Origin of the sequence: Sphingobium amiense, assembly GCF_003967075.1 — a bacterium.
Lineage (GTDB): Bacteria > Pseudomonadota > Alphaproteobacteria > Sphingomonadales > Sphingomonadaceae > Sphingobium > Sphingobium amiense.
Map to the genome: position 1 here is coordinate 15,729 of NZ_AP018664.1, position 24,933 is coordinate 40,661.

24 protein-coding genes and 2 pseudogenes are annotated in these 24,933 nt (G+C 65.2%); 12 read left to right on the top strand and 14 right to left on the bottom strand.

Annotated elements, in window-relative coordinates; genetic code table 11:
• The first annotated feature begins 57 nt into the window (after positions 1 to 57).
• Positions 58 to 801 (top strand): leucyl/phenylalanyl-tRNA--protein transferase, encoded by a 744-nt coding sequence (aat, locus tag SAMIE_RS00085; RefSeq protein ID WP_066703696.1) that lies wholly within the window; start codon positions 58 to 60, stop codon positions 799 to 801.
• A 35-nt stretch (positions 802 to 836) separates the two neighbouring features.
• Here aat and SAMIE_RS24035 read toward each other — a convergent pair.
• From SAMIE_RS24035 to SAMIE_RS00105, 4 genes and pseudogenes are all read right to left on the bottom strand, one after another.
• A pseudogene (locus SAMIE_RS24035) lies at positions 837 to 1,244 on the bottom strand (DUF2155 domain-containing protein); the annotation flags it as partial.
• A complete protein-coding gene (locus SAMIE_RS00095; protein WP_066703690.1) occupies positions 1,241 to 1,639 on the bottom strand; it encodes an NADH:ubiquinone oxidoreductase subunit NDUFA12 in 399 nt (132 codons plus the stop codon). The gene SAMIE_RS00095 and the pseudogene SAMIE_RS24035, both read right to left, overlap by 4 nt.
• Positions 1,640 to 1,689: 50 nt before the next feature.
• A complete protein-coding gene (locus tag SAMIE_RS00100) occupies positions 1,690 to 2,211 on the bottom strand; it encodes a DUF192 domain-containing protein (protein ID WP_083952622.1) in 522 nt (173 codons plus the stop codon).
• Between the two features lie 40 nt (positions 2,212 to 2,251).
• Positions 2,252 to 2,779 (bottom strand): regulatory protein RecX, encoded by a 528-nt coding sequence (locus SAMIE_RS00105; protein WP_066703687.1) that lies wholly within the window; start codon positions 2,777 to 2,779, stop codon positions 2,252 to 2,254.
• Between the two features lie 185 nt (positions 2,780 to 2,964).
• Between SAMIE_RS00105 and SAMIE_RS00110 the strand changes: the two genes are divergently transcribed.
• Together SAMIE_RS00110 and SAMIE_RS00120 are read left to right on the top strand one after the other, a co-directional pair.
• A complete protein-coding gene (locus SAMIE_RS00110; protein ID WP_066703684.1) occupies positions 2,965 to 4,686 on the top strand; it encodes a fatty acyl-AMP ligase in 1,722 nt (573 codons plus the stop codon).
• A gap of 125 nt (positions 4,687 to 4,811) precedes the next feature.
• The gene (locus SAMIE_RS00120; RefSeq protein WP_066703680.1) at positions 4,812 to 7,103 is read left to right on the top strand and encodes a putative bifunctional diguanylate cyclase/phosphodiesterase; all 2,292 of its coding nucleotides are present in this window, start codon (positions 4,812 to 4,814) and stop codon (positions 7,101 to 7,103) included.
• Positions 7,104 to 7,112: 9 nt separating this feature from the next.
• Here the strand turns inward: SAMIE_RS00120 and SAMIE_RS00125 are convergent, their stop codons facing one another.
• From SAMIE_RS00125 to aroQ, 7 genes are all read right to left on the bottom strand, one after another.
• A complete protein-coding gene (locus SAMIE_RS00125) occupies positions 7,113 to 7,859 on the bottom strand; it encodes a ParA family protein (RefSeq protein ID WP_066703677.1) in 747 nt (248 codons plus the stop codon).
• A gap of 98 nt (positions 7,860 to 7,957) precedes the next feature.
• Complete coding sequence (locus SAMIE_RS00130; protein ID WP_066703673.1) at positions 7,958 to 8,302, bottom strand: arsenate reductase family protein; 345 nt, start codon at positions 8,300 to 8,302, stop codon at positions 7,958 to 7,960.
• Positions 8,280 to 8,963 (bottom strand): aquaporin, encoded by a 684-nt coding sequence (locus SAMIE_RS00135; protein ID WP_066703670.1) that lies wholly within the window; start codon positions 8,961 to 8,963, stop codon positions 8,280 to 8,282. The genes SAMIE_RS00130 and SAMIE_RS00135 overlap by 23 nt, the downstream gene beginning before the upstream one ends.
• Positions 8,960 to 9,268 carry an ArsR/SmtB family transcription factor gene (locus tag SAMIE_RS00140; protein WP_066703667.1) on the bottom strand — a complete coding sequence of 103 codons (309 nt, stop codon included), beginning with the start codon at positions 9,266 to 9,268 and terminating at the stop codon, positions 8,960 to 8,962. The genes SAMIE_RS00135 and SAMIE_RS00140 overlap by 4 nt, the downstream gene beginning before the upstream one ends.
• A 47-nt stretch (positions 9,269 to 9,315) precedes the next feature.
• On the bottom strand, positions 9,316 to 10,665 hold the full coding sequence (gene accC / locus SAMIE_RS00145) for an acetyl-CoA carboxylase biotin carboxylase subunit (RefSeq protein ID WP_066703664.1): 1,350 nt from the start codon (positions 10,663 to 10,665) through the stop codon (positions 9,316 to 9,318).
• Between the two features lie 14 nt (positions 10,666 to 10,679).
• On the bottom strand, positions 10,680 to 11,159 hold the full coding sequence (accB, locus tag SAMIE_RS00150) for an acetyl-CoA carboxylase biotin carboxyl carrier protein (protein WP_066703661.1): 480 nt from the start codon (positions 11,157 to 11,159) through the stop codon (positions 10,680 to 10,682).
• A gap of 93 nt (positions 11,160 to 11,252) precedes the next feature.
• Positions 11,253 to 11,693, bottom strand: coding sequence for a type II 3-dehydroquinate dehydratase (aroQ, locus tag SAMIE_RS00155; RefSeq protein WP_066703659.1), 441 nt, complete (start codon positions 11,691 to 11,693; stop codon positions 11,253 to 11,255).
• A gap of 115 nt (positions 11,694 to 11,808) precedes the next feature.
• Between aroQ and thiS the strand changes: the two genes are divergently transcribed.
• Positions 11,809 to 12,810, top strand: a complete 1,002-nt coding sequence (gene thiS / locus SAMIE_RS00160; RefSeq protein ID WP_083952621.1) for a sulfur carrier protein ThiS — start codon at positions 11,809 to 11,811, stop codon at positions 12,808 to 12,810.
• Between the two features lie 66 nt (positions 12,811 to 12,876).
• A pseudogene (locus SAMIE_RS00165) lies at positions 12,877 to 13,767 on the top strand (LysR family transcriptional regulator); the annotation flags it as partial.
• Between the two features lie 127 nt (positions 13,768 to 13,894).
• Here SAMIE_RS00165 and SAMIE_RS00170 read toward each other — a convergent pair.
• The 3 genes from SAMIE_RS00170 to SAMIE_RS00180 are packed head-to-tail and all read right to left on the bottom strand — an operon-like array spanning position 13,895 to position 17,063.
• Entirely contained in the window at positions 13,895 to 14,938 is a 1,044-nt protein-coding gene (locus SAMIE_RS00170) for a tyrosine-type recombinase/integrase (RefSeq protein ID WP_051743976.1), read from the bottom strand.
• Positions 14,935 to 15,849, bottom strand: a complete 915-nt coding sequence (locus tag SAMIE_RS00175) for a tyrosine-type recombinase/integrase (RefSeq protein WP_030093215.1) — start codon at positions 15,847 to 15,849, stop codon at positions 14,935 to 14,937. Before SAMIE_RS00175 ends, SAMIE_RS00170 begins: the two co-directional genes overlap by 4 nt.
• A complete protein-coding gene (locus SAMIE_RS00180; protein WP_232037324.1) occupies positions 15,846 to 17,063 on the bottom strand; it encodes a tyrosine-type recombinase/integrase in 1,218 nt (405 codons plus the stop codon). Before SAMIE_RS00180 ends, SAMIE_RS00175 begins: the two co-directional genes overlap by 4 nt.
• Between SAMIE_RS00180 and SAMIE_RS23630 the strand changes: the two genes are divergently transcribed.
• The 7 genes from SAMIE_RS23630 to fghA all read left to right on the top strand — a co-directional run bounded on the left by SAMIE_RS23630 (position 17,034) and on the right by fghA (position 24,872).
• Positions 17,034 to 17,315, top strand: a complete 282-nt coding sequence (locus tag SAMIE_RS23630) for a hypothetical protein (protein ID WP_230190467.1) — start codon at positions 17,034 to 17,036, stop codon at positions 17,313 to 17,315. The genes SAMIE_RS00180 and SAMIE_RS23630 overlap by 30 nt on opposite strands.
• 289 nt (positions 17,316 to 17,604) lie before the next feature.
• Positions 17,605 to 18,057 (top strand): NAD(P)H-dependent oxidoreductase subunit E, encoded by a 453-nt coding sequence (locus SAMIE_RS00185; RefSeq protein ID WP_066701299.1) that lies wholly within the window; start codon positions 17,605 to 17,607, stop codon positions 18,055 to 18,057.
• A 20-nt stretch (positions 18,058 to 18,077) separates the two neighbouring features.
• The gene (locus SAMIE_RS00190; protein ID WP_066701308.1) at positions 18,078 to 19,631 is read left to right on the top strand and encodes an NADH-ubiquinone oxidoreductase-F iron-sulfur binding region domain-containing protein; all 1,554 of its coding nucleotides are present in this window, start codon (positions 18,078 to 18,080) and stop codon (positions 19,629 to 19,631) included.
• Positions 19,628 to 22,474, top strand: a complete 2,847-nt coding sequence (gene fdhF, locus SAMIE_RS00195; RefSeq protein ID WP_066701298.1) for a formate dehydrogenase subunit alpha — start codon at positions 19,628 to 19,630, stop codon at positions 22,472 to 22,474. The genes SAMIE_RS00190 and fdhF overlap by 4 nt, the downstream gene beginning before the upstream one ends.
• A gap of 9 nt (positions 22,475 to 22,483) precedes the next feature.
• On the top strand, positions 22,484 to 22,756 hold the full coding sequence (locus SAMIE_RS00200) for a formate dehydrogenase subunit delta (RefSeq protein WP_066701297.1): 273 nt from the start codon (positions 22,484 to 22,486) through the stop codon (positions 22,754 to 22,756).
• A 153-nt stretch (positions 22,757 to 22,909) separates the two neighbouring features.
• Positions 22,910 to 24,022, top strand: a complete 1,113-nt coding sequence (locus SAMIE_RS00205) for an S-(hydroxymethyl)glutathione dehydrogenase/class III alcohol dehydrogenase (RefSeq protein WP_066701296.1) — start codon at positions 22,910 to 22,912, stop codon at positions 24,020 to 24,022.
• 10 nt (positions 24,023 to 24,032) lie between these two features.
• Positions 24,033 to 24,872, top strand: coding sequence for an S-formylglutathione hydrolase (gene fghA, locus SAMIE_RS00210; protein WP_174522236.1), 840 nt, complete (start codon positions 24,033 to 24,035; stop codon positions 24,870 to 24,872).
• The last annotated feature ends 61 nt before the right edge of the window (positions 24,873 to 24,933 follow it).

A 24,933-nucleotide genomic window follows, 5' to 3' on the forward strand; every position in this document is an offset into this window, starting at 1 on the left:
ACAGGAATGACGCCGGGGCTTCCCTATCGGCCCGCCCTGCGCCTATCGTCCCACCGAATGATGATCGACCCGCTCGTCCTGTTGCAGGCCTATTCCATTGGCGTCTTCCCGATGGCCGACGATCGCGATGCCGATGACGTTTACTGGGTCGAACCCAAGAGACGCGCGATCCTGCCGCTCGACGGGTTCCATCTGTCCCGCTCTCTGGCCAAGGTCGTCCGGCGCGACCGGTTTCGCGTCACCGCCAACCGCGCCTTCGCGCAGGTGCTGGCGCTCTGTGCGGAAAGTGCGGCGGATCGCCCGTCGACCTGGATCAACCATGAAATCGAGGTTGCCTACCGCCACCTGCACGAACGCGGCTACGCCCATTCGGTCGAGCTATGGGAGGGGGAGGAACTGGTCGGCGGCCTCTATGGCGTGGCGCTCGGCCGCGCCTTCTTCGGCGAATCGATGGTGTCGCGGCGGCCCGACGCATCGAAGGTCGCGCTGGCATGGCTGGTGGGGCGGATGCGCTTTGGCGGCTTCACCCTGCTCGACTGCCAGTTCATGACCGACCACCTGCGCTCCATGGGCGCGGTGGAAATCAGCCAGCGCGCCTATCTTCAGTTGCTGGGCGAAGCGGTCGCGGGGGTCGAGCTTGGCGCGGGCGCGGCGCTGTCGGGTTCGGGCGCGGCGGCCTCACTGGCATTCGATCCGCTGTCGCGCGACGCGGATGCCTCCTTGTCCCCGCCGCCCAGCTTCACCGTGTCCGGCCCGGTTTCGGGCCATTCCATCGTGCAGCTTCTGACCCACACGTCATAGACCGGATGCTGAACCACATTGCGATCGGGGCGGTCGCGGAACAGCCAGCCGGAAAAGGCGCGCCGCCATTTGCCGTCACCGCTCGACCGCACGTCCAGTTGCACGAAAGCGCCGGTTTCCTGCACATTCTCCCACGGCGCGGTCGTTTCGCACGCCTGCAGGCGGACGATGGCGTCGCCGACACGCAGCGCTTCGCCCGGCTTCATCGTCAGGTCGCGGGTCAGGCCGTTGCGCTTGTTCAGAAGGCCGATGACGGCGGATCGCTGCGCCATCGGCGTGCCGGAAACCGCTTCGGCGCCGACGCTGCGGATCGGGCTGCCTTCGACCTTTACCGGGCCGGTGCGGTTGGCGGCGGGCATGTCGTCGCCGCCGCAGGACGCCAGCGTCAGCAGGAAAAGGCAAGACAGGATCGGCAGGGCTTGGCCCACCGCGGGCCGGGTCATGCCGCGTCCGGACTCCACGCCTCATAGTCGCCGGTCGCCTTCTGGCGGACGCCGCCCTTTTCCAGCGCGCCGGTCGGGCGATAGGCGTTGGGCGTGCCGGTGGCGTTGGGGGTATATTCCTTTTCCCAGATGCGCGGCGGCGGCAGGAAGCTCTCGGGCGTGCCCGGAATGGTGTGGTGCAGCCAGCCATGCCATTCGGCGGGCACGCGGCTGGCGTCGTTGGCGCCGTTGTAGATCACCCAGCGGCGCGGATTGCCGTCGAGGCCGACGCCGCCTTCATAATAGATATTGCCCTGATGGTCCTCGCCCACCTTCTTGCCCTTGCGAGCGGTGAACAGCGAGGTGCCGATGGTCGCGCCATCCCACCAGGTGAAGATCTTGCCCAGGATTCCCATGGGCCATGCGCTTAGCCGCTGGCGCGGGCGCGGGCAAGAGGATGCGCGCGTCAGCGGGGCGGGGCAGGGCAGAAATTCAGGTCGATGGCGCTCCTGCCCTCCGGCACGGCGCAACCGCCCCAGCTTACGCGGTCGCCTTCGCTTATGCCCAGCTCCGCCGCCCGCCCGCCGCGCAGTTCCAGCACCGCCGCCACCGGCACCCCCGCCGACACGGGCGTGCGGTCATAGGGCTGGGCCTGCGCCTTCAGGAAAGCGATGCTGCCGTCGGTGTGAACGAACAGCAGATCGAGCGGGATCAGCGTGTCCTTCATCCAGAAACTCGCGGTGCGCGGCGGCTCCATGGGAAACAGCATCCCGCCATCTTCGGGCAGGCTCCTGCGGAACATCAGACCCTGCGCCTGCTCGGCGGGCGTGCGTGCCACCTCGACATCGAAGCGGTGCGTGCCGCCGCCGGAGCGGATGAGGAGGGGGAGCGTCGCCGTCTCCTGCCCGGCTTCCTGCTTTTGGGACTGACGCGCAGGCGAGCAGGCGGCGAGCAGGGCAAGCGCGATCAGGGAGGCGAAACGGAGCATGGCCGAGCCTTATCGCGATTCGAACCGGCGGGGGAGGGCGTTAACCCTCCTCCTCTTCCATAGCCTGGCCCGGCGCTGCGTCCACCCATCGGCGCGCCAGCGCATAGCCGTGCCCGGCCCGCAGGAAGGCGGCGATGGCCTTTTCCCGCTGCTTGGGGTCGAGCGGAGCGGCGGCATAGGGGCCGATCCGCTTGCGCCGGGCGAAGCGGTCGGCGGCTGTCCATGCGTCCGACGCCGTCTGCGCGTCCGCCTGCGTCCGGTCCTCTTCGGCGATCCCGGCGGCGCGCAGGGCTTCGTCCACCCGCCGCCCGCCATAGCCGCGCCGCCCGAGCGCGGCGCTCTTCATCATCGCGAAGGCAGCGTCGTCGATATAGCCAAGCTCCACGAAGCGCGCGACCAGCGCTTCCGGGTCCGCCTCCCGCTCTCCGCCCCAGCCGCGCTCGCGCAGCTTACGGCGCAGATAGGCCAGCAGCTTCCCCCGGCTGGTCGCGAACCGCGCCACATGGCGCAGCGCCAGCTCGCGCAGGCTCTCCTCATCGAGCGGCGGGGGGATGCGTTTGCCGGCCATGCACCCGCAACCATGGCCCAAGCGCCATGTTTATGCCACAGTCGGGCCGGAATTTTACCGCGCCTCTTGCGCTAAAGGGGTAATGCGGAGCGCATTGGCTGTGCAAGCGGGCCGGAAAGCTGCTAGCGGCGGCGCTTCGATAAGATTGACGACTACTGGGTCCAATAATGACGGGTTCGCAAGAGATGATGGCACCGACGCCGACCACCGACGATCTGCCGCGCCGCTTCTCCGATTTCGAGACGCTGGGCGAGGCGCTCGATTACGCGGCCAGCGGCAAGCGGGGTCTCAACTTCCACGACGCGCGCGGCAATCTCGCGCGGCCCTATCCCTTCCGCGAACTGCGCGACGACGCGATCGCCTGCGCTCACCGTCTGATCGCCCATGGCGTGAAACCGCAGGACCGCGTGGCGCTGGTGGCCGAAACGGGCGCGGATTTCGCGATGCTCTTCTTCGGCATCGTCTATGCGGGCGCATGGCCCGTGCCGCTGCCGCTGCCGACCAGCTTCGGCGGCAAGGAAAGCTATATCGACCAGCTCAACGTCCAGCTTTCGAGCTGTGACCCGATGCTCTTCCTCTTCCCCCGTGAACTGGAGGAGATGGCGGGCGAGGCGGGCCGTCAGAAAAGCGTCGAAAGCATCGCGTTCGAGGATTTCATCGCCCGCGACGCCGTGCCGTGCGACCTGCCGCAGGCGCGCGGTGACGAAGTCGCCTATCTCCAATATTCCAGTGGATCTACCCGCTTCCCCCATGGTGTCGCGGTCACGCATCATGCGCTGCTCAGCAACCTGTCGGCGCACAGCCACGGCATGCAGGTGCAGGACAGCGACCGCTGCATAAGCTGGCTGCCCTGGTATCATGACATGGGCCTTGTCGGCTGCTTCCTGTCGGTCGTCGCCAATCAGGTTTCGACCGATTACATGAAGACGGAGGATTTCGCCCGCCGCCCACTCGCCTGGCTCGACCTCATCAGCCGCAACGAGGGCACGTCGATCAGCTATTCGCCGACCTTCGGCTACGACATTTGTGCGCGCCGCATGTCCAGCCAGACCAAGGCGCAGGACCGGTTCGACCTGTCGCGCTGGCGGCTGGCGGGCAACGGCGCGGACATGATCCGCCCCGATGTGATGCAGAGCTTCGTCGACGCCTTCGCCGACGCAGGCTTCAGCCCGCGGGCCTTCCTCCCCAGCTACGGCCTCGCCGAAGCGACGCTCGCCGTCACCATCATGCCGCCGGGCGAGGGGATCGTCGTTGAACTGGTCGAGGAAACCGACCTGTCCGGCGCCGACGCGCCCGAGGGCCGTCCGCAGCGCTTCCGCTCCATCGTCAACTGCGGCAGGCCCGCGAAGGACATGGTGGTCGAAATCCGCGACGAGGATGGCGCGCCCATCGGCGAGCGGCAGATCGGCAAGGTGTGGACCACCGGACCCAGCCTGATGGTCGGCTATTTCCGTGATCAGGAGGCGACCGACGCCTGCATGGTCGACGGCTGGCTCGACACCGGCGACATGGGCTATCTGTCGGATGGCTATCTCTACATCGTCGGCCGCGCCAAGGACATGATCATCATCAACGGCAAGAACCACTGGCCGCAGGACATCGAATGGGCGGTGGAGCAGCTTCCCGGCTTCAAGCAGGGCGACATCGCCGCCTTCGCGATCACCACGCCGGGCGGCGAGGAAGCACCCGCCGTCCTCGTCCATTGCCGCACCTCCGACAACGAGGAACGCTCCCGCCTGCGCGACCAGATCCGTGAGCGGGTGCGAGCCATCACCGGCATGAACTGCGTCGTCGAACTGGTTCCGCCGCGCACCCTGCCGCGCACCAGCTCGGGCAAGCTCAGCCGGTCGAAGGCGCGCAACCTCTACCTCACCGGCGAAATCCGCCCCTACGACATCGCCGCCTGATCCGGCGCACGGATACGCGCGATCGTTACGGATTGATAACTCCTGCTTGATACAGCCGGGGCGTGATTAGGCCCACGGATCAATCGGTTGACGGAACCGGCCGCCCGCCGGCGTCGCTACGTGCCATGATGGGCATGGTGGCGCACGCGGACCGTCCGGCGGCTGCCGTGATCGCAGCGCAGCTCCGTTCGGCGGGCAGCGTCGCGCCGCTGCGTCACACGATGACGCTACTCGGCCTCCTGTTCCTCTGGCTGATTTTCTTCCGCTGCTGCCCCCCTGTCCTGCTGAGCGGCCTTGGCGTTGCCCTGATCGCGGCCAGCATCACCGGCCTCATCGTCGACCGCCGCCGCAACGCCAGCGACCGCGCGCCCGAACCCGCGGACCTGCGCCGCCATGCCGTAGGTGCGCTGATGAGCGGTCTCGTCTGGTCGGCCTGCATGGCGATGGTGGGCCGCTCCGGTTCGGCGGACGGGCTGGTCGCGCTGTGGACGCTGATCAGCTGCGTCATGGTGTGCAGCGCGATCAGCTACGCCCCGGTGCCCCTGTCCGCGACGGCGTTCCTGCTGCCCTGCATTGCCGGTCTGGGCAGTCTGTTCCGCGCGCCGCATCACCTGCCGGTGCAGGCGCTGGCGAGCGCCTACGCGGCCGCCCTGCTCATCGGCTGCTTCATCTACGCCCGCATCTTCTCCCGCCAGCACGCTGCGCGCGCCGAATTGCAGGAAAAGGGCGAAGTCGTCAGCCTGCTGCTGCGCGAATATGAGCAAGGCGGGTCCGACTGGCTGTGGCAGACCGATGCGGCGCGGCGGATCAGCGGCGTGTCCCCCCGTTTCGCCGATATGCTGGGCATGGCGCCTGAAGTGCTGGAGGGCATGCCGCTGATTCAGCTTCTCGCTGGCCGGGCGTGGGAAAGTGGGCGTTTCGCTGCCGGGCTGCACGGCGTTGCCGATCACCTGAAGCGCCGCGAAAGTTTCAGCAATCTCGTGTTGCCCGTCGAAGTGGGCGGGCAGTGGCGCTGGTGGGCCTTGTCCGCCTCTCCCCGCCACGACGAAGGCGGCGCGTTCCTCGGCTTTCGCGGCGTCGGCTCCGATGTGACCGAGCAGCGCGAATCGGCGGACAAGATCGCGCAACTGGCGCGTTTCGATCCGCTGACGGGCTTGCCCAATCGTTCGCACCTGCGCGAGGCGCTCGACCGCGCGCTGGAGGAAACGCGCGGATATGTTCCGGGCTGCGCCTTCCTGATGATCGACCTCGACCGCTTCAAATCCATCAACGACACGCTGGGCCACCAGATCGGCGACAAGCTGCTCGGGCAGGTCGCCCGGCGGTTGCGCCAGATTTGCGGCAGGGGCGAATTTTGCAGCCGGATCGGCGGCGACGAATTTGCCGTGGTCATCAGTCACGTCACCAATGCGGACGTCATCGCGCGGCTGTCGAACCGGATCATCGAAGCCCTGTCGCAACCCTATCAGGTCGATCAGCATGTGCTGCATATCGGCGCGTCGGTCGGATCGGCGCAATCGCCCGCGGACGGGGTCGGAGCGGAGGCGCTGACCCGCAGCGCGGACCTCGCCCTCTATCGCGCCAAGGCGGAAGGCGGCGGAGTGCATTGCGCCTATGAACCGCAACTCCATGCCGAGGCGGAGGAGCGCCGCCTGCTGGAACTGGCGCTGCGCGAGGCGCTGGAGAAGGACGAACTGAGCGTCCTCTATCAGCCGGTCGTGGACGCCGATGAAGGCACGATCGTCGGCTTCGAGGCGCTGGTGCGCTGGGCGCACCCGCAGATGGGCGCGGTGTCGCCCGCCAAGTTCATCCCCGTGGCGGAGGAAGCGCGGCTGATCGCTCCCATCGGCGAATGGGTGCTGCGCACCGCCTGCCATGAGGCGGCAACATGGCCCGACGACGTGCGGGTGGCGGTGAACGTCTCCGCAGAGCAACTGGCGCACCCCAGCTTCGTCACGGCCGTCGTCTCGGCGCTGGCGCAGAGCGGCCTTCCGGCGCAGCGGCTGGAACTGGAAGTGACCGAAAGCGTCTTCATGCGGGACGACACCGGCGCGCTCGCCGTGCTGGACCAGTTGCAGGCGCTGGGCGTGCATCTGTCGCTCGACGATTTCGGCACCGGCTATTCTTCGCTCGGCTATCTCAGCCGCACCCGGTTCGACACGATCAAGATCGACCGCAGCTTCGTGATCGGCGCATCGAAAAATGTGCAGGAAAGCAAGGCGATCATCCGCGCGGTGGTGACGCTGGCCGAAAGCCTCGGCATGGCGACGACCGCCGAAGGCGTGGAAACGCAGGCGGAGCTGGAACTGGTCCGGACTTTGGGCTGCCACAAGGTGCAGGGCTATTATTTCGGCCGGCCGATGGCGGCGGCGGATGCTGCGGCGCTGTTCAGCGCGCCGCTGCGGGTAGCGGGCTGACCGGTCCGCTCAGCCCTGCAACTGCTTTTCGACGCGGGTCCAGAGCTGGGAGAAGGACTGGGCGGGCGGCGAAGCGGGTGCGAATGCCCCGAGCGGCTTGCGCCGGACCGACATCTGCTCGATCGTGCTCGCCATCGGGATTGCGTGCCAGCCGGGCTGCGCGTCCATCGCCGCGCGGTGCAGGCTGCGGCGGCGGTCTACCATCGAATAGACCGGCAGGATCGGCGCATGCGCCCCGCCGCGCTGGACGAGGTAGCGGGCGACTTCCCCCATCGCGCGCTGCGACAGCGGGGACGGGATCACCGGAATGACGATCAGGTCGGCGGCGCGCAGCACCTGCTCGCTTGTCTCCGTGAGGCCCGGCGGGCAATCGAGGATGATGCGGTCATAATCCTTGCCGAGACTGTCGATCAGCTTGGCGAGCCGTTTCTTCTTGTCCATCTCGCGGAACAGATGGTCGAGGCCGCGCAGCGACGTGTCGGCGGCGATGAGGTCAAGGCCCGGCACGGTCGAAGGCTGGATCAGCTTGCGGACTTCCACATCCTTGCTGAAGATCGCCTGCGCGGCGTCGCGACTGGTCTGGTCGGTGGAGAGGAGCCAGCTCGACGCCGCCTGCGGATCGAGATCCCACAGCAGCGTCCGCCGCTTCGACACGGTAGCAGAAGCCCAGGCGAGGTTGACCGAGAAGGTGGTTTTGCCCACCCCGCCTTTCAGGCTGTAGACGGCGATGGTCGCCAATTCCGGTTCCTTTGCCATGGGGCGGAAGGCTAGGACTTCCCCCCGTCAAAGCAAGGCTGAAATCACGCGATCATGACAATGGTGTGACGATCCCGGAGCAACGGCGAAAAGACTTACTACAATATCTCGCGAACCCTATCCTGCGGACGGCAGAAGCGGACGCCCTTGTCCGTTTCCACAAAGGGGCGGTTCACATAGGCTGGGTTGGCGGCCATCGCGTCGAGGATCGCGTCCGGGTCCATGGCGGGCAGTCCCTTCTCCTCCGCGTCCGTGCCCATCCTGCGGATCGCTTCCGCCGGAGTGAGGCCCGCGTCGGCGATCAACTGCGCGACCTTCTCGCGGGTGTAGGGCGTCCTGAGATATTCGATCACCTGGACCTCCACGCCGGGCGTTTCCTCCAGAATGGCGAGCGTCTTGCGAGAGGTGCCGCAGGCGGGATTATGCCAGATGGTGGCTTTCATGAACCGGACTTTCCTGTGATGGAGGGAGGGGAGCCAGAAGCCAGCCTGCGAGGCGATGGCCCAGAACACCGCCCGCTATCTGTGCGACGATGAAGGGGGCGACATCGACCGGGCGGATGCCCGCGAAACTGTCGGTCAAGGCGCGGGCGATCGTGACCGCAGGGTTGGCAAAGCTGGTGGAGGCTGTGAACCAGTAGGCCGCCACGATCCACGCGGCGACCAGCGCCGGGACTGAAGCGGAGCGGTGCGCGACCCCGAGCCGGATCGTCAGCATCAGGCCGAAGGTGGCGATGGCTTCGGCAAACCACTGGTCCGGGCCGGTGCGAACCTTGCCGCTCAGCGAAAGCAGAGGCAGGCCGAACATGAGGTGGGCCATCACGGTTCCGCCCACGCCGCCCGCGCCCTGCGCCGTCATGCGCGGCAGCCATTCGCGCCGGGGGGTGAGCAGGGCGCTGACCACGGGGTTGAAGTGCGCCCCGCTGACCGGAGCGAGCAGTGTGATGAGAACATAGAGCGCCGCCCCGGTCGCAAGCGTATTGGCGAGGAGCGCAATCGCGATGTTGCCGCCCGCAAGCCGCTGGCCCATGATCCCGGATCCCACTACCGTGGCGACAAGCAGTCCTGTCCCTAACGCCTCGGCGGCCAGAATGCGCCTCATCATTGCCCCACGCAAAGATCGGGCCGTCCGCCGCAGCACTGATCGGTAAGGAAGCCGATCAGCGCGCGCACGGTGGGCGGGGCGATACTGTAGAGGAGGCGGCGCTGGTCACGGCGATGCCGGATGAGGCCGGGGCGTTCCAGCGCAGCGAGATGATGTGAAAGCGTGGACGGTGCTACGTCCAGCCGTTCAGCGATGTCGCCCGCCGCCAGCCCGTCGTCCGGCGCGGCAGCGAGCAGGCGGAACAACGCCAGCCGCGTGGGGTGAGCAAGCGCGCCTAGCGCATCGACGACCGCGTCCGATTCCATATTTCGATATTATTCGAAATATGGAATCGTTCAAGGGCAAAGCGAAGTCAGCCTTCCTGCTTCGCCAGCCAATCCTCCAGCCACTTGATCGTATAATTGCCGTCCAGAAACTCGGGATCGGTCAGCAGCGCCTGATGCAGCGGGATGGTCGTCTTCATCCCCTCGATCACATATTCCTCCAGCGCGCGGCGCAGGCGCATGATCGCCCCTTCGCGGGTGCGGCCATAGACGATCAGCTTGCCGATCATGGAGTCGTAATAGGGCGACACCTTATAGCCCTGATACAGACCGCTATCGACGCGCACGTGCATGCCGCCGGGCACATGATAGCTAGTGACGGTGCCGGGCGAAGGCGCGAAGGTGCGCGGGTCTTCGGCGTTGATGCGGCATTCGATGGCGTGGCCGGTGAAGCGGATGTCTTCCTGAGCGACTGAAAGCGGACGCCCTTCGGCGACGCGAATCTGTTCGCGCACGAGGTCAAGTCCAGTGATCATCTCCGTCACCGGATGCTCGACCTGAAGCCGGGTGTTCATCTCGATGAAGTAGAACTCGCCATTTTCCCAGAGGAACTCGATGGTCCCCGCGCCGCGATAGCCCATGTCGGCCATCGCCCTGGCGCAGACGCCGCCGATCCGTTCCCGCTCGGCCTGACTGAGCACGGGGGAGGGCGCTTCCTCCAGCACCTTCTGGTGGCGGCGCTGGAGCGAGCAGTCGCGTTCGCCGAGATGGATGGCGTTGCCCTCGCCGTCGCCGAACACCTGAATTTCGATGTGGCGCGGGTTGCCGAGATATTTCTCGATATATACGGTCGCATCGCCGAACGCGGCCTTCGCCTCGCTGCCTGCCTGCTGCATCAGCGTTTCGAGCTGGTCGGGGGAATTGCACACCTTCATACCGCGCCCGCCGCCGCCCGACGCCGCCTTGATGATGACGGGATAGCCCGCCTTCTCCGCGATGGCGCGCGCTTCCTCGACATCGCTGACCGCGCCGTCCGATCCGGGGACGAGCGGGAGGCCGAGCGCGCCAGCGGTGCGCTTCGCCTCGATCTTGTCGCCCATGGTGCGGATATGTTCGGGCTTGGGTCCGACGAATTTGATGCCGTGCGCTTCGACAATCTCGGCGAACTTGGCGTTTTCGCTGAGGAAACCGTAGCCCGGATGGATCGCGTCCGCGCCGGATATTTCGGCGGCCGAGATGATCGCGGCAACGTTCAGATAGCTGTCCTTCGCGGCGGGCGGCCCGATGCAGATCGCTTCGTCAGCGAGGCGGACATGCATCGCGTCGGCGTCGGCAGTGGAGTGGACCGCGACCGTCTTGATGCCCATTTCATGACAGGCGCGGTGGATGCGGAGCGCGATCTCGCCGCGGTTGGCGATCAGCAGTTTCTCGATGGCCATGGGTTCGGGCGGCCTTATTCGATGACGATCAGCGGCTGGTCATATTCGACCGGCTGGCCGTTATCGACCAGGATCGCCTTGATCGTGCCGGCGGAGGGCGCGGGAATGGCGTTCATGACCTTCATGGCCTCGACGATCAGGATGGTGTCGCCCGCGTTCACCTGCGCGCCGACGCGCGAGAAGGGCGCCGCGCCCGGTTCGGCGGCGAGATAGGCGGTGCCGACGATCGGCGACTTGACGACATTGCCGGCAGGCAGCGCGGCTTCGGCGCTCGGCGCAGGCGCGACAGCAGCAGCGGCGGCGGGCGCCGCGACCGGAGCGGGTGTGTAGACGGGCGCGGCAGCTACGGCACCGGCCTTGCGCGCGACGCGGATCTTGCGGTCGCCATCTTCGACTTCGATCTCGGTCAGGTTGGTATCGTCGAGCAGTGCAGCGAGGTCGCGCACCAACTGGACATCTACCTGCATCGCGCCCTTGTCATGCTTCTCGTTCATGAATGACCCTTGTTCGATAAATCGGTTCGATGCGGCCAGCGCCTAGGCAGTTTTACGTCAAAGCGCAACTTTCGCGCGTCAGGATGACGCGCCTTAAAGCTCCAGCGCCGCTTCCAGTGCGAGCATGTAGGACATCGGCCCGAACCCAGCGATGGTCCCCTTCGCAGCCATGCCGACATAGCTTTTGTGGCGGAATTCCTCGCGTCTGTGCGGGTTCGACAGGTGGACCTCGATCACCGGCACGCCGATCGACTTGATGGCGTCATGCAGCGCGACGGACGTATGGGTAAGGCCGCCGGGATTGAGAAGCACGGCATGCGCGCCCTCTGCATGCGCCTCGTGCAGCCAGTCGATCAGATGCCCCTCATGATTGGACTGGCGGAAGTCGATCTCCACATGGGCGCGGCCCGCTGCGTCGTCCATCCTCTCGGCAATGTCGTCCAGCGTGTCATAGCCGTATATTTCAGGCTCGCGCGTGCCGAGCAGATTGAGGTTGGGACCGTTCAGGACATAGATTTTGCGCATGTCGGTCAAGGCGAACCCCCCAATATGGTTGCGATGGGGGCAGGACGGCCCCTATATGCGCCCGATCCTTAGCCCTTCGTGTCCGGCCAAGTCGAGACACCTTCTTCGTCCGGGACAAGCAATCGTGAGCACAGACGGCACCATCTCCATCCGCATCAACGGCGAACATCGCCGGGTCCGCGACGGTCTCACGCTGGCGGAACTGGCCAGTGAGCTGGGCTTCGTGCCCGAAAAGGTGGCGGTCGAACGCAATCTGGAAGTGGTGCCGCGCTCGACGCTGGGCGCTGTGAAGGTCGAGGATGGCGACGAATTGGAGATCGTGCATTTCGTCGGCGGCGGCGACGTTTCCCCCGTCGATGGCGATGGCTGGACCGTGGCGGGCAGGACTTTCCGTTCGCGCCTGATCGTGGGGACCGGCAAATATAAGAGCTTCGAACAGAATGCCGCCGCGCTGGCGGCGTCGGGCGCGGAAATCGTGACCGTCGCGGTGCGCCGTGTGAATGTCAGCGATCCGAACGCGCCCATGCTGACCGATTATATCGACCCGAAGAAGATTACCTATCTGCCCAACACCGCCGGCTGCTTTACCGGCGAGGAGGCGATCCGCACGTTGCGGCTGGCGCGCGAGGCGGGCGGCTGGGATCTCGTCAAGCTGGAGGTGCTGGGGGAGGCGCGGACGCTCTATCCCGACATGGTCGAGACGCTGCGCGCGACCGAGATCCTCGCTAAGGAAGGCTTCAAGCCGATGGTCTATTGCGTCGACGATCCCATCGCGGCCAAGCGTCTGGAGGATGCGGGCGCGGTGGCGATCATGCCGCTGGGCGCGCCGATCGGGTCGGGCCTGGGTATCCAGAACCGCGTGACGATCCGCCTGATCGTCGAGGGAACGAAGCTGCCCGTGCTGGTCGATGCGGGCGTCGGCACGGCGTCGGAAGCGGCGCAGGCGATGGAACTGGGCTGCACCGGCGTACTCATGAACACCGCCATTGCCGAAGCGAAAGACCCGGTGCTGATGGCCGCGGCGATGAAGGCGGGCGTGGAAGCAGGGCGCATGGCCTACCGTGCCGGGCGCATGGGCAGGCGCATGTATGCCGACCCGTCCAGCCCGCTTGCCGGGCTGATCTAGCGGCGGCGGTCCCACCTCGGGGCGCGGATCGTTGCGCGGCATCGTTTATCCACTAAAGTCGCGCCGATGCAGACCCGGCTGGTTGAATATTTTCTGGCGCTCCATCGCGAAGGCCATTTCGCGCGGGCGGCGGCGACATGTCATGTGTCGCAGCCCAGCCTTTCGGCTGGCATCGCCTCTCTGGAGGAGCAGCTCGGCAAAAGGCTGATCCGGCGGGACCGCAAGTTCATCGGGCTGACGGCCGAGGGGGAGGCGATCCTGCCATGGGCGCGCCAGCTCGTCGCGACCGCCGAAGCCATGGAGCAGGCCGCCGATCTGGCGCGGGGGCCGCTCAGGGGCGAGATGCGGCTGGGCTGCATCCCCGCCGCCATGCCGGTCGTCGGCAGCCTCGCGCAAGCGCTGCTGCGCCGCCACCGGGGGCTTCATCTGTCGGTGCAGGCGCTGTCATCCCGGCAGATCGAGCGCGCACTCGCGGCCTTCGAACTCGATGCCGGGATCACCTATCTCGACTTCGAGCCTCCGGCTCACGCCCTCACTGTCCCCCTTTATGCAGAGCGGTCGATGCTGATCAGCGCGGCGGCCGGCGTCGCGATCCCCGAACCGCTGGGCTGGGAGGATCTGGCCAGCCTGCCGCTCTGCCTGCTCCACCAGGGTATGCAGAACCGCCGCATTCTCGACGCCCGGCTGGCGGAGCGCGGCCTTGCGCTTCAGCCCAGAGTCACGGCGGACAGCTATGTCGCCCTGCTGGGGCTGGTTCAGCATGGCGGGCTTTGCTCCATCATCCCGGACAGCCATGCGAACCTGCTCGATGGCGTGTCGTGGGTCAGAACCCGCATGCTGCCGGTGCTGACCGACCGGGTGCGGGTGGGTGTGATCGTCGCGGACAATGCGCCGCTCGGACGAATGGCGCAGGCCGTGCTGACGACCGCTAAGGAGCTGGAGTTGCCTCCCGCTTTCCACCGCCCGTATATGTTTTATCTGGATCTCCAGATAAGACATATTCTTTGCAGTCGAGATTTATGTCGAGCGGTTCGCGCGCAGGCGCGGATTTACGGGATGAAGACATCGGTTTTACTCCAGATAATTAAGGTGACTGGATGCCAGGCGCGCTACGGCCCCGGGGCGATGCTCGTTTTCGAACGTCGTTGAGCATCATGATCAGCGGATCCGCTGGCGGCCTGAAGCGGCCTGGCTTGACCAATGGCGACCCATGCGCAGCGAGGATTTGCAGCTTTTCCTCGGGGTCGGCCCGCAGATAGGCTTCCGTGCTCTGGATACTGGCATGCCCAAGCCAGAGCGCCACTTTGCGGATGTCGCCGGTCGCAGCGAGCGTGTGCATCGCGCAGGAATGCCGGAGCACGTGGGGCGTGACCCGCTTGCGCAGCAGCGACGGCTGCTTCTTCGCCGCCGTGGCTACATGCTTGGCGAGCCTGAACGCAAATCCGTCGCGCGTCATCGGCTCGCCATGAGCGTTCAGAAATATCTCCATCGCCTGACATTGCGGGCGAACAGCAAGCCAGGCCCGAAGACTTGCCTGTGTCTCGCGCCAGAGAGGGAGGATGCGTTCGCGCCGCCCCTTGCCAATGATGTGGACCGTTGCGAGCGAGCGTTCCGGAAAGTCCTGCATCTGTAGCGACAACAACTCGGCGACCCGCAGACCGCCAGCGTAGGCGAGGTGCAACATGGCGCGATCCCGGGTGCCCAGGCGAGACTGAGGATCGGGTGCATCGAGCAGCGCGGTGATCTCGTCCCGCGTCAGATAGTCGATCAGGGTCGTGTCGGTCCGCTTTGTCGGCACGGCACGTACACGCAGCGCGAGATCGAGGCAGGCTGGGACGCGATACTCGACGTAACGGAAGAACGCCCGGATCGCCGCAAGCCTGGCATTGCGGGTTCTGGGACTGTTCTTCCTTGCCTCCTCCGAATGGTCGAGAAACGCCATGATCAGCGCGGGATCGAAATCCTCAATCGTCAAGTCGGTGGGGCGCCGCTTCAGGTGGTTGGCTGCGAACCGGACCAGAAGCGCGAAGCAGTTCGCGTAGGTCGTCACCGTATGTGGGCTGACGTTGCGTTCGCGAGGCAGATGTTCGCGCAGGAACGCAGCGAGATGGGTGGCGAGCGCGGTCATGCTGCGTCTCCTCGGAAAAGCTGCTCACCTGCTGCGGCGATGTCACGAAGGAGGACCGGTGTTGCTTCGAGATACCAGTATGTGTTGGCTACATCCGTATGGCCAAGATAGGTGCTGAGCGCTGCTAAGTGATGCCGGATCGCCTCCCGATCGTGCTGGCAGGACTCCAGCGACCGAACGGCGAAGGTGTGCCTCAGGTCGTGGACGCGAATGCCCTTGGTTCCGGTCGGACCGCGGAAACCCAGCTTACGAGCCAATCTGACGAAGACGATGTGAACGACCGTCTGGTGTGGCGCCCGGCCTCTCGTGGTGACGAACAGATCATCGCCGCGGGCGTTCAGCCTTCTGCGAATGCTGAGATACGTATCGAGCGCCTCTCGCGTTGATGGCTGGATCGGCAGGAGGCGTTGCTTGCCGAATTTGCCGTTCCGGATAACGAGGCCGTCGTCGACCACATCATTACACTGGAGTGCGAGCGCCTCGGATATCCGCAGGCCGGTCGTCGCCAGCAGGCCGAACAGGTAGTGGTAAGTATGCGGGCTGATCTTGCCTTTGGGCGGAAGATCAAGGGCGGCCTGCATGATCGCTCTGAGTTGTTCGGGCTCGATGATATGTGGTGTCGGGCGGCGTCGCTTCCCTCTTCCGAAGACGCCTGCTGGCGGCACCTGATGCTGCTGATCCTCGGCATGGGCATAGAGGCAGAAGCGGCGGAGGTGGTCGAACCTGTCCCGGGCCACGTTCTGGGAACTGGCCGATCGGCACCAATCGTAGATCCGCTCGACTTTGATGTGCCGATCGCCGAGGTCGTTGGCATAGCTGGCAAAGAGACGGAGCCACCGTTCCTGCGCGTCAAACTTGCGGCCGAAACTGCGATGTAACGCGACATAGCGTTCGATCTGAGCGTTCATCATGCCGCGTCTCCCGGCCAATCCTGAGCGACCTTGAGCAGCATCGGGACGTCGACCTTGGCGTAGATGGCGGTGGTCGCCGGGGAACGGTGGCGCAGGATCGTGCCGACCGATTCAAGGCCGGCGCCGGCGCGCAGCATCCGTGTTGCCAGAGAATGCCGGAAGGCATGGGCACCCGTCGGCACGCCCTCGATGGCGCCCCGATGGAATACACGCGCTACGATGCCTGCGATCTCGGCCGACGAGTTGAACGGCCGGAATGGAGGTTGCACCCGAACGAACAACCGCTCCTCGTCTATCGGTGGGCGGGCCCGCTCGATATAGTCGAGGATCGCATCCCCTACATCCTGGGGCAGCGGCAGGCGATCGGGCCGCCTGCTCTTGCCGCATACCCTCAGACATCCTTCGTTCCAGTCGATATCCGCTAGACGGAGCTGCCAAATGTCACCGGCTCGCAGGCCGAGCCTGGCAAGTAGAAGGATGATGGCCTTGTCACGAATCTCGACCGCAGTATCGGTTTTGCAGGACGCAATGATCCCCTCGACCGTCGCCTCGTCCATATAGCGTGGCAGGGTGCCGAGCCGATAGCGCCTGATGGGCGGAAAGGCATGTTGCAACGCCGCGTCACACTCCCCGCGTGAGACAAGAAAGCGCACATAGCTCCGTATGATGCCGGCGACGGTCGGTGCAGAACCGGGCACCTCGGTGATGCGGTGGCTAACGATTCTTCTGATGGTAGCCGCGTCCAGATCCGATGGCGGACCGAGCAACAAATACCAGCGCTTCACTTCGTCGCTGTAACGACGGATCGTCGCAGCCGAACTGCCGCAATGGGCCTTCAGCCAAGCCTTATAGGCTGTCAGATCCTCGTCTTCATACGGTTGGCTCTCTGCCTGCGGAAGTATCTGCCGGTCGCGCAAAAATCCAAGGAAGCGCCGCGCGCCCTTACTGCGGCGTAACGGACCGTGATGGCCGATCAGCGTTCCGCGCTTGCGGTAAACCGGGCAACGACAGCTGTGGCCAGCATACAAGGCAACATGCTTATCAGTGACATCCTGCCAGCGCAGGCGAGAAACGCGCATCCACGCGGCAAAGTGCGCTGCCTCCGAACGGTAGCTCTTGATGCTCGCCGCGCTGTAATGCTCCTGCACGAGGAATGTCGCGTAATCCGCCAACGCCGTGTCCAGATGATCGATATCATCGGGCACGGCGACCATACCCCGGTCCTCCAGGAAGCGAACAAACCGCCGAACCTTGCTGGTGAACTTCGGACGGTTGGGCTCATGGCGGGAAAAACCCCGACAGCGACACCGATGCTTCTCGAAGCGGCGGACGACAGCGTCATCAACAATCGAGACCGCGATGCCCTGCTGATCGATCCAGTACAGGAAATGGCGAGCGGCCGTTTTGTAAAGCCCCGCTGCAACTGCCGCAGTCCCCAGAAGAGAAGAGTGGAAGGCGGTGGATAGAGTATCTGGGGTGGGAGTGTCTCCCGTCCAGGGCTTGGGCCGTCCGTATGAAACGACCGTTTTTGGCGACGTCATAGATCCTCCAGCTTGTTGGGGCTGGGGGCACCTTAATTATCTGGAGTAAAATCGATGTCTTCATCCCGTAAATCCGCGCCTGCGTGCGAACCGCTCGACATAAATCTCGACTGCAAAGAAATAGTCTTATCCTATCTATCATAAGGGAGAACGATTTGACGCTTTTGCGTCCGCGCCGCACTATCCCGCGACAGGATTGCTGGACGCTGGACGTATGGAAGACTTTATTTCAGACTGGGTCGCGCGACATGGTGCGGACCGGGACAGGCTGCTGCCTCTGCTCCATGCCATTCAGGAAGAGGCCGGCCATATCGACCCGTCGCTTGTCCCTGTGCTCGCCGAGGCGCTGAACCTGTCCCGCGCCGATATTCACGGCGTCATCACCTTCTATCATGATTTCCGTCATGAGCCGCCAGCGCGTCATGTCGTGAAGCTGTGCCGCGCCGAAAGCTGTCAGGCGCGTGGCGGCGCTGCGGTCGAGGAAGCGGCGACGCGGCTTCTGGGCGTGCCGATGGGCGAAAAACGGGGCGACGGCAGGGTCAGCATAGAGCCTGTATATTGCCTTGGGTTATGCGCTATCGGCCCCAACGCCCTGATCGACGGGCGACCGGTGGCGCGAATCGATACCCGGATGATCGAGCAGTTGGCGGTCGAGGTGAACGCGTGAGGATCTACATCAGCCGCGACATGGCTTCCGTGGCGCTGGGCGCGGACGATGTTGCGCGCGCATTTGAGGAGGCTGGCTGCGACGTGGTGCGCACCGGCTCCCGCGGGCTCTTTTCCATCGAACCGCTGGTCGAGGTGGAGCAGGATGGCGCGCGCATCGGCTATGGTCCGGTCGGGCCACAGGATGTCGCGGCGGTGCTGGACGGCAGCCACGCGGCCCGGCTGGGACGCGTGGATGACCTCCCCTTCTTCGCCTCGCAGCAGCGGTTCACTTTTGCCCGCTGCGGGCTGACCGATCCGGTCAGTCTGGACGATTATCAGGCCCATGGCGGCTGGAAGGGGCTGGAGCGCGCCCGGTCGCTGCCATCGGCGGAAGTCGTGGAGATCGTCACCGCGTCTGGCCTGCGCGGACGGGGCGGCGCGGGCTTTCCGACCGGCATCAAATGGAAGACGGTGCTGGATGCTCGCTCCGCCGACAAATTCATCGTCTGCAACGCCGACGAAGGCGACAGCGGCACCTTTGCCGATCGCATGCTGATGGAGGGCGACCCCTATTGCCTGATCGAGGGGATGGCGATTGCCGCCCATGCGGTCGGGGCGGGGCATGGCTATATCTACGTCCGCTCCGAATATCCGTTTGCCATCCGCACGATGCGCGCTGCCATCGAAGCGTCGGCGCATCTCGTTGCGCCCTTCACGCTCGAAGTGCGCGAGGGTGCGGGCGCTTATGTCTGCGGCGAGGAAACGGCGTTGCTCGATTCGATCGAGGGCAAGCGCGGACAGGTGCGCGCGAAGCCGCCGCTGCCCGCCTTGCAGGGGCTGTTCGGCAAGCCCACCGTCATCAACAATGTGCTGAGCCTCGCCGCCGTGCCCTTCATCCTTGCGGAGGGCGCGGAAGCCTATGCATCGGTTGGTTTCGGACGGTCCCGCGGCACCATGCCGGTGCAACTGGCGGGCAACGTCAGACATGGCGGCCTTTACGAAGTCGGGTTCGGCATCACGCTGGGCGAACTGGTGAACGATGTGGGCGGCGGCACCGCCAGCGGGCGGGCGGTGCGCGCCGTTCAGGTCGGCGGTCCGCTCGGCGCATACTTCCCGCCCAGCATGTTCCATCTGCCGTTCGATTATGAGAGTTTCGCGCAGGCGGGCGGTCTGATCGGCCATGCCGGTATCACGGTGTTCGACGACAGCGTCGACATGGCGCATATGGCGCGCTTCGCACTGAAATTCTGCGCGGCGGAAAGCTGCGGCAAATGCACGCCCTGCCGGATCGGATCGACCCGCGGCGTCGAGATCATGGACCATATCATCGCGGCGCGCGGCGGCGCACCTGCATCCCGCACCCGGCAAGAGGATACGGGCTATCTCGGCAAGGCGCTCTATTCCCGCGCGCCCGACCGGATCGACGTGTCCGTCGATGCGCAGGTCGGGCTGCTGCGCGACCTGTCCGATGTGATGAAACATGGCTCGCTGTGCGCGCTGGGCGGCTTTACGCCCTATCCGGTTCTGAGCGCGCTCGACTATTTTCCAGAGGATTTCGGGGCGTCTTCGCCCGTGACGGAGGCCGCAGAATGAGTTTCTCGCGCGAAATGGATCGCGGCACGCCGCCTGCGGTCGCGGGTGACAGGAGCGTGACGCTGACCATCGACGGCCAGAGCGTGACCCTGCCCGAAGGCACCAGCATCATGCGCGCTGCCTCGCTGCTGGGCGGTTCCATCCCCAAGCTCTGCGCCACCGATAGCCTCGAAAGTTTCGGTTCCTGCCGCCTGTGCCTTGTCGAGGTGGAGGGGCGCAACGGCTATCCGGCGTCCTGCACCACGCCGGTGGCCGAAGGTATGGTCGTCCGCACCCAGACCGAACGGCTCAAGCAGTTGCGGCGCGGGGTGATGGAACTCTACATCTCCGACCATCCGCTCGACTGCCTGACCTGCGCAGCCAATGGCGATTGCGAACTGCAGGATCAGGCCGGCGCGGTCGGCCTGCGCGATGTGCGCTATGGCTATGACGGCGCGACCAACATGGGGCAGGCGAAAGACCAGTCCAACCCCTATTTCGATTTCGATCCCAGCAAGTGCATCGTCTGCTCGCGCTGCGTGCGCGCATGCGACGAAGTGCAGGGGACGTTCGCGCTCACTGTCGAGAATAAGGGGTTTGAATCCAAGGTCGTCGCGTCGCAGGGAGAAGGCTTCCTCGGATCGGAATGTGTGTCCTGCGGGGCGTGCGTTCAGGCCTGCCCCACCGCGAGCCTGATCGAGAAGAAAGTGGTCGAAACCGGCACGCCCGACCGCGCAGTCGTCACCACCTGCGCCTATTGCGGCGTGGGCTGCACCTTCCGCGCGGAAATGCGGGGCGAGGAACTGGTGCGCATGGTGCCGTGGAAGGAAGGCAAGGCGAACCGGGGTCATAGCTGCGTCAAGGGCCGCTTCGCCTGGGGCTATGCCCAGCATCAGGACCGCGTTCTCAATCCCATGATCCGCGCGTCGGTGGATGAACCGTGGCGGGAAGTTTCGTGGGAGGAGGCGATTGCCTATACCGCGTCCGAGTTCCGCCGCATCCAGAACAAATATGGCATGCGCAGCATCGGTGGCATCACGTCGAGCCGCTGCACCAACGAGGAAACTTTCCTCGTCCAGAAGCTGATCCGGCAGGGTTTCCGCAACAACAATGTGGACACCTGCGCGCGGGTTTGCCACTCGCCCACCGGCTATGGCCTCGGCCAGACTTTCGGCACATCGGCGGGCACGCAGGATTTCGACAGCGTCGCCCAGGCCGATGTCATCCTGGTGATCGGCGCCAATCCGACCGACGGTCATCCGGTGCTCGCGTCGCGCATGAAGAAGCGGCTTCGGCAGGGCGCGAAGCTGATCGTGATCGACCCCCGCCGGACGGATCTGGTGCGTTCTCCGCACATCGCCGCGGAACATCATCTGGCGCTGCGCCCGGGCACCAATGTCGCGATGATGACGGCGCTCGCCCATGTCATCGTCACCGAGAAGCTCTATGACGAAAGCTTCATTCGCGAGCGGTGCGACTGGGACGAATTTGCCGACTGGGCCGATTTCGTGTCCGACCCCGCGCGCTCGCCCGAAGCCATCGAGCCGCTGACCGGCGTCGGGGCGCAAGATGTGCGCGCGGCGGCGCGGCTCTATGCCACGGGCGGCAATGGCGCGATCTATTACGGCCTTGGCGTCACCGAACATAGTCAGGGCAGTTCGACGGTCATGGCCATCGCCAATCTCGCCATGGCCACCGGCAATGTCGGGCGCGACGGCGTAGGGGTCAATCCTCTGCGCGGCCAGAATAATGTGCAGGGCGCGTGTGACATGGGCAGCTTCCCGCATGAATTTTCGGGCTATCGCCATGTGTCGGACGGCAAGACCCGCACCCTGTTCGAAGAGGCGTGGGGCGTGCCGCTGGACGGCGAGCCGGGCCTGCGCATCCCCAATATGCTCGACGCGGCGGTCGATGGCGCGTTCAAGGGGCTGTTCGTTCAGGGGGAGGATATTCTCCAGTCCGATCCCAATACCCACCATGTCGCCGCCGGCCTTGCCGCCATGGAATGCGTGGTCGTGCAGGATCTGTTCCTGAACGAAACCGCCAACTACGCCCATATCTTCCTGCCCGGATCGACCTTCCTGGAAAAGGACGGGACGTTCACCAATGCGGAGCGCCGCATCCAGCGGGTCCGCAAGGTCATGGCGCCGCTCAACGGCTATGCCGACTGGGAGATCGTGCAACTGGTGGCGAACGCCATGGGGCTGGGCTGGAGCTACGACCATCCCGCGCAGATCATGGAAGAGATCGCGGCGCTCACCCCGACCTTCACCGGCGTCAGCTATGACAGGCTGGAGGCGGAGGGGTCGCTGCAATGGCCCGCCAACGATGCGGCGCCCCACGGAACGCCGCTGATGCACATTGACGGGTTCGTGCGGGGCAAGGGCAAGTTCATCGTTACAGACTATGTGCCGACCGACGAGAAGACCGGGCCGCGCTTCCCGCTCCTGCTCACGACCGGGCGCATCCTGTCCCACTATAATGTCGGCGCGCAGACCCGTCGCACCGCCAACACCGCCTGGCACCCCGAGGACCGGCTGGAAATCCATCCCAGCGATGCCGAGAACCGGGGTCTGAAGGATGGCGACTGGGTGACGCTGCGCAGCCGGGCGGGGGAAACGACGCTGCGCGCGCTGGTAACGGAGCGCGTTGCGCCGGGCGTCGTCTACACGACCTTCCACCATCCCGAAACGCAGGCGAATGTCATCACCACCGACTATTCGGACTGGGCCACCAACTGCCCGGAATATAAGGTGACGGCGGTGCAGGTGTCGGCGAGCAACGGGCCGAGCGACTGGCAGCAGGACTATGCCCGGCAGGCCGAACGCAGCCGCCGTATCGGCGTCCCCGCAGCGGCAGAGTAGGACAGGGTCGTGAGCGACAATCCCGAAGTCATGTCGACCGCGGATCGACTGGTGTACATGGCCCATCAGATCGCGCGGAACATGGGCGGCGCCGGAGAGGAGCAGACGGCAAGAGCGGTCGCCGATCACCTCATCCGCTTCTGGGACCCGCGCATGAAGGACCATATCGTCGCGATCGCTCGCGCGCAGCAGGTGGAACTGTCGCCGACCGTGGCGCGCGCGATCGCCTATCTGGCGGAACGGCAGTCGCCTGACGATTCAGGCCAGAGCGCTGCCGACTGAAGGCGATCCATCGGATTCCTGTTGCGGCTGCGCGTCTTTCCGCCGCAATTCGACGTGCATCGGGTCGGTGAAGTCGGCATAAGCGGGCAAGATTTCGCAAATCTCCCGGATCGACCCGCTTCGCCTCCAGATCATGTCATAAGGAAGTCCCTCATGAAGACCCGCGCCGCCGTCGCCTTCGAAGCCAAAAAGCCTCTGGAGATCGTCGAAGTCGATCTGGAAGGCCCGAAGGCGGGCGAGGTGCTGGTGGAGATCATGGCCACGGGTATCTGCCACACCGATGCCTATACTCTGGACGGTTTCGACAGCGAAGGCATTTTCCCGTCGATCCTCGGCCATGAGGGCGCGGGCGTCGTGCGGGAAGTCGGCGCGGGCGTCACGTCGGTGAAGCCGGGCGATCATGTCATTCCGCTCTACACCCCTGAATGCCGCCAGTGCAAAAGCTGCCTGTCGGGCAAGACGAACCTCTGCACCGCGATCCGCGCGACACAGGGCAAGGGGCTGATGCCCGATGGCACGATCCGCTTTTCCTACAAGGGCCAGCCGATCTTTCACTATATGGGCTGCTCGACCTTCTCCAACTTCACCGTGCTGCCGGAGATTGCTGTCGCTAAGATCCGGGAGGACGCGCCATTTCAGTCGAGCTGCTATATCGGTTGCGGCGTAACCACGGGCGTCGGCGCCGTCATCAACACGGCCAAGGTGCAGGTCGGCGACAATGTCGTCATCTTCGGTCTGGGCGGCATCGGCCTCAACGTGATCCAAGGGGCGCGACTCGCGGGCGCGAGCAGGATCATCGGCGTAGACATCAACCCCGACCGCGAGGAATGGGGCCGCAAGTTCGGCATGACAGACTTCCTCAATTCGAAAGGCCTCTCGCGCGAGGAAACGGTCGCCAAGATCGTCGAGATGACAGATGGCGGCGCCGACTATACCTTCGACGCGACCGGCAATACCGAAGTCATGCGCACTGCGCTGGAGGCCTGCCATCGCGGTTGGGGCACGTCGATCATCATCGGCGTGGCCGAGGCAGGCAAGGAAATCTCCACCCGTCCCTTCCAGCTCGTCACCGGCCGCAACTGGCGCGGCACCGCGTTCGGCGGAGCCAAGGGCCGCACCGACGTGCCCAAGATCGTCGACATGTACATGACCGGCAAGATCGAGATCGACCCGATGATTACTCATGTCATGGGTCTAGAAGACATCAACACCGCCTTCGACCTGATGCACGCAGGCAAAAGCATCCGTTCCGTCGTGGTTTTCTGACGGGGTGGCCATGAAGACCGTTTCCACCGTCAGGAGCCACGGCGGCGTTCAGGGCGGCTATAGCCACCCGTCGCGCGAAACGGGAACGGAGATGACCTTCTCCGTCTTCGTGCCCCCGCACGCCGAAGGTGCGGCCCTGCCGGTCGTCTGGTATCTATCGGGCCTGACCTGCACCCACGCCAATGTCACCGAGAAAGGCGAATTTCGCGCAGCATGTGCGGAACTGGGCCTGATACTGGTCGCCCCGGATACGTCGCCGCGCGGGGAGGGGGTCGCCGACGATGCACAGGGCGCCTATGACTTCGGCCTTGGCGCGGGCTTCTATGTCGATGCGATGCAGCCGCCCTTTGCGCCCCATTACCGCATGTGGTCCTATGTGACGGAAGAACTGCCCGCACTGGTGGCGGATCAGTTTCCCGCCGATCCGGCGCGGCAGTCGATCATGGGGCACAGCATGGGCGGACATGGTGCGCTGACCATCGGCCTCACCTTTGCGGATCGATACAGGGCGGTGTCGGCCTTCGCGCCGATCGTCGCGCCGTCTCAGGTGCCCTGGGGACAGAAGGCGCTGGGCGGCTATCTCGGTGTGGACCGTTCGGGCTGGCGCAGGCATGATGCGGTCGCGCTGATCGAGGATGGGGCGCGCCTGCCCGACCTGCTGGTCGATCAGGGCGATGCGGACCCGTTTCTGGCGGAGCAACTGCGTCCCGAACTGCTGGCGGAAGCGTGCCGGTCGGCCGGACAGCCACTGACCCTCCGGATGCAGCCCGGCTACGATCACAGCTATTATTTCATCTCCACCTTCATGGGTGAGCATCTGCGCTGGCATGCGGAACGGCTGGCCGTCTGACTTTTGGCAGTCGGCGTCCCGGCCCTGTCTGAAAACCCCCGGCAATTGACAAGCGCGTCCT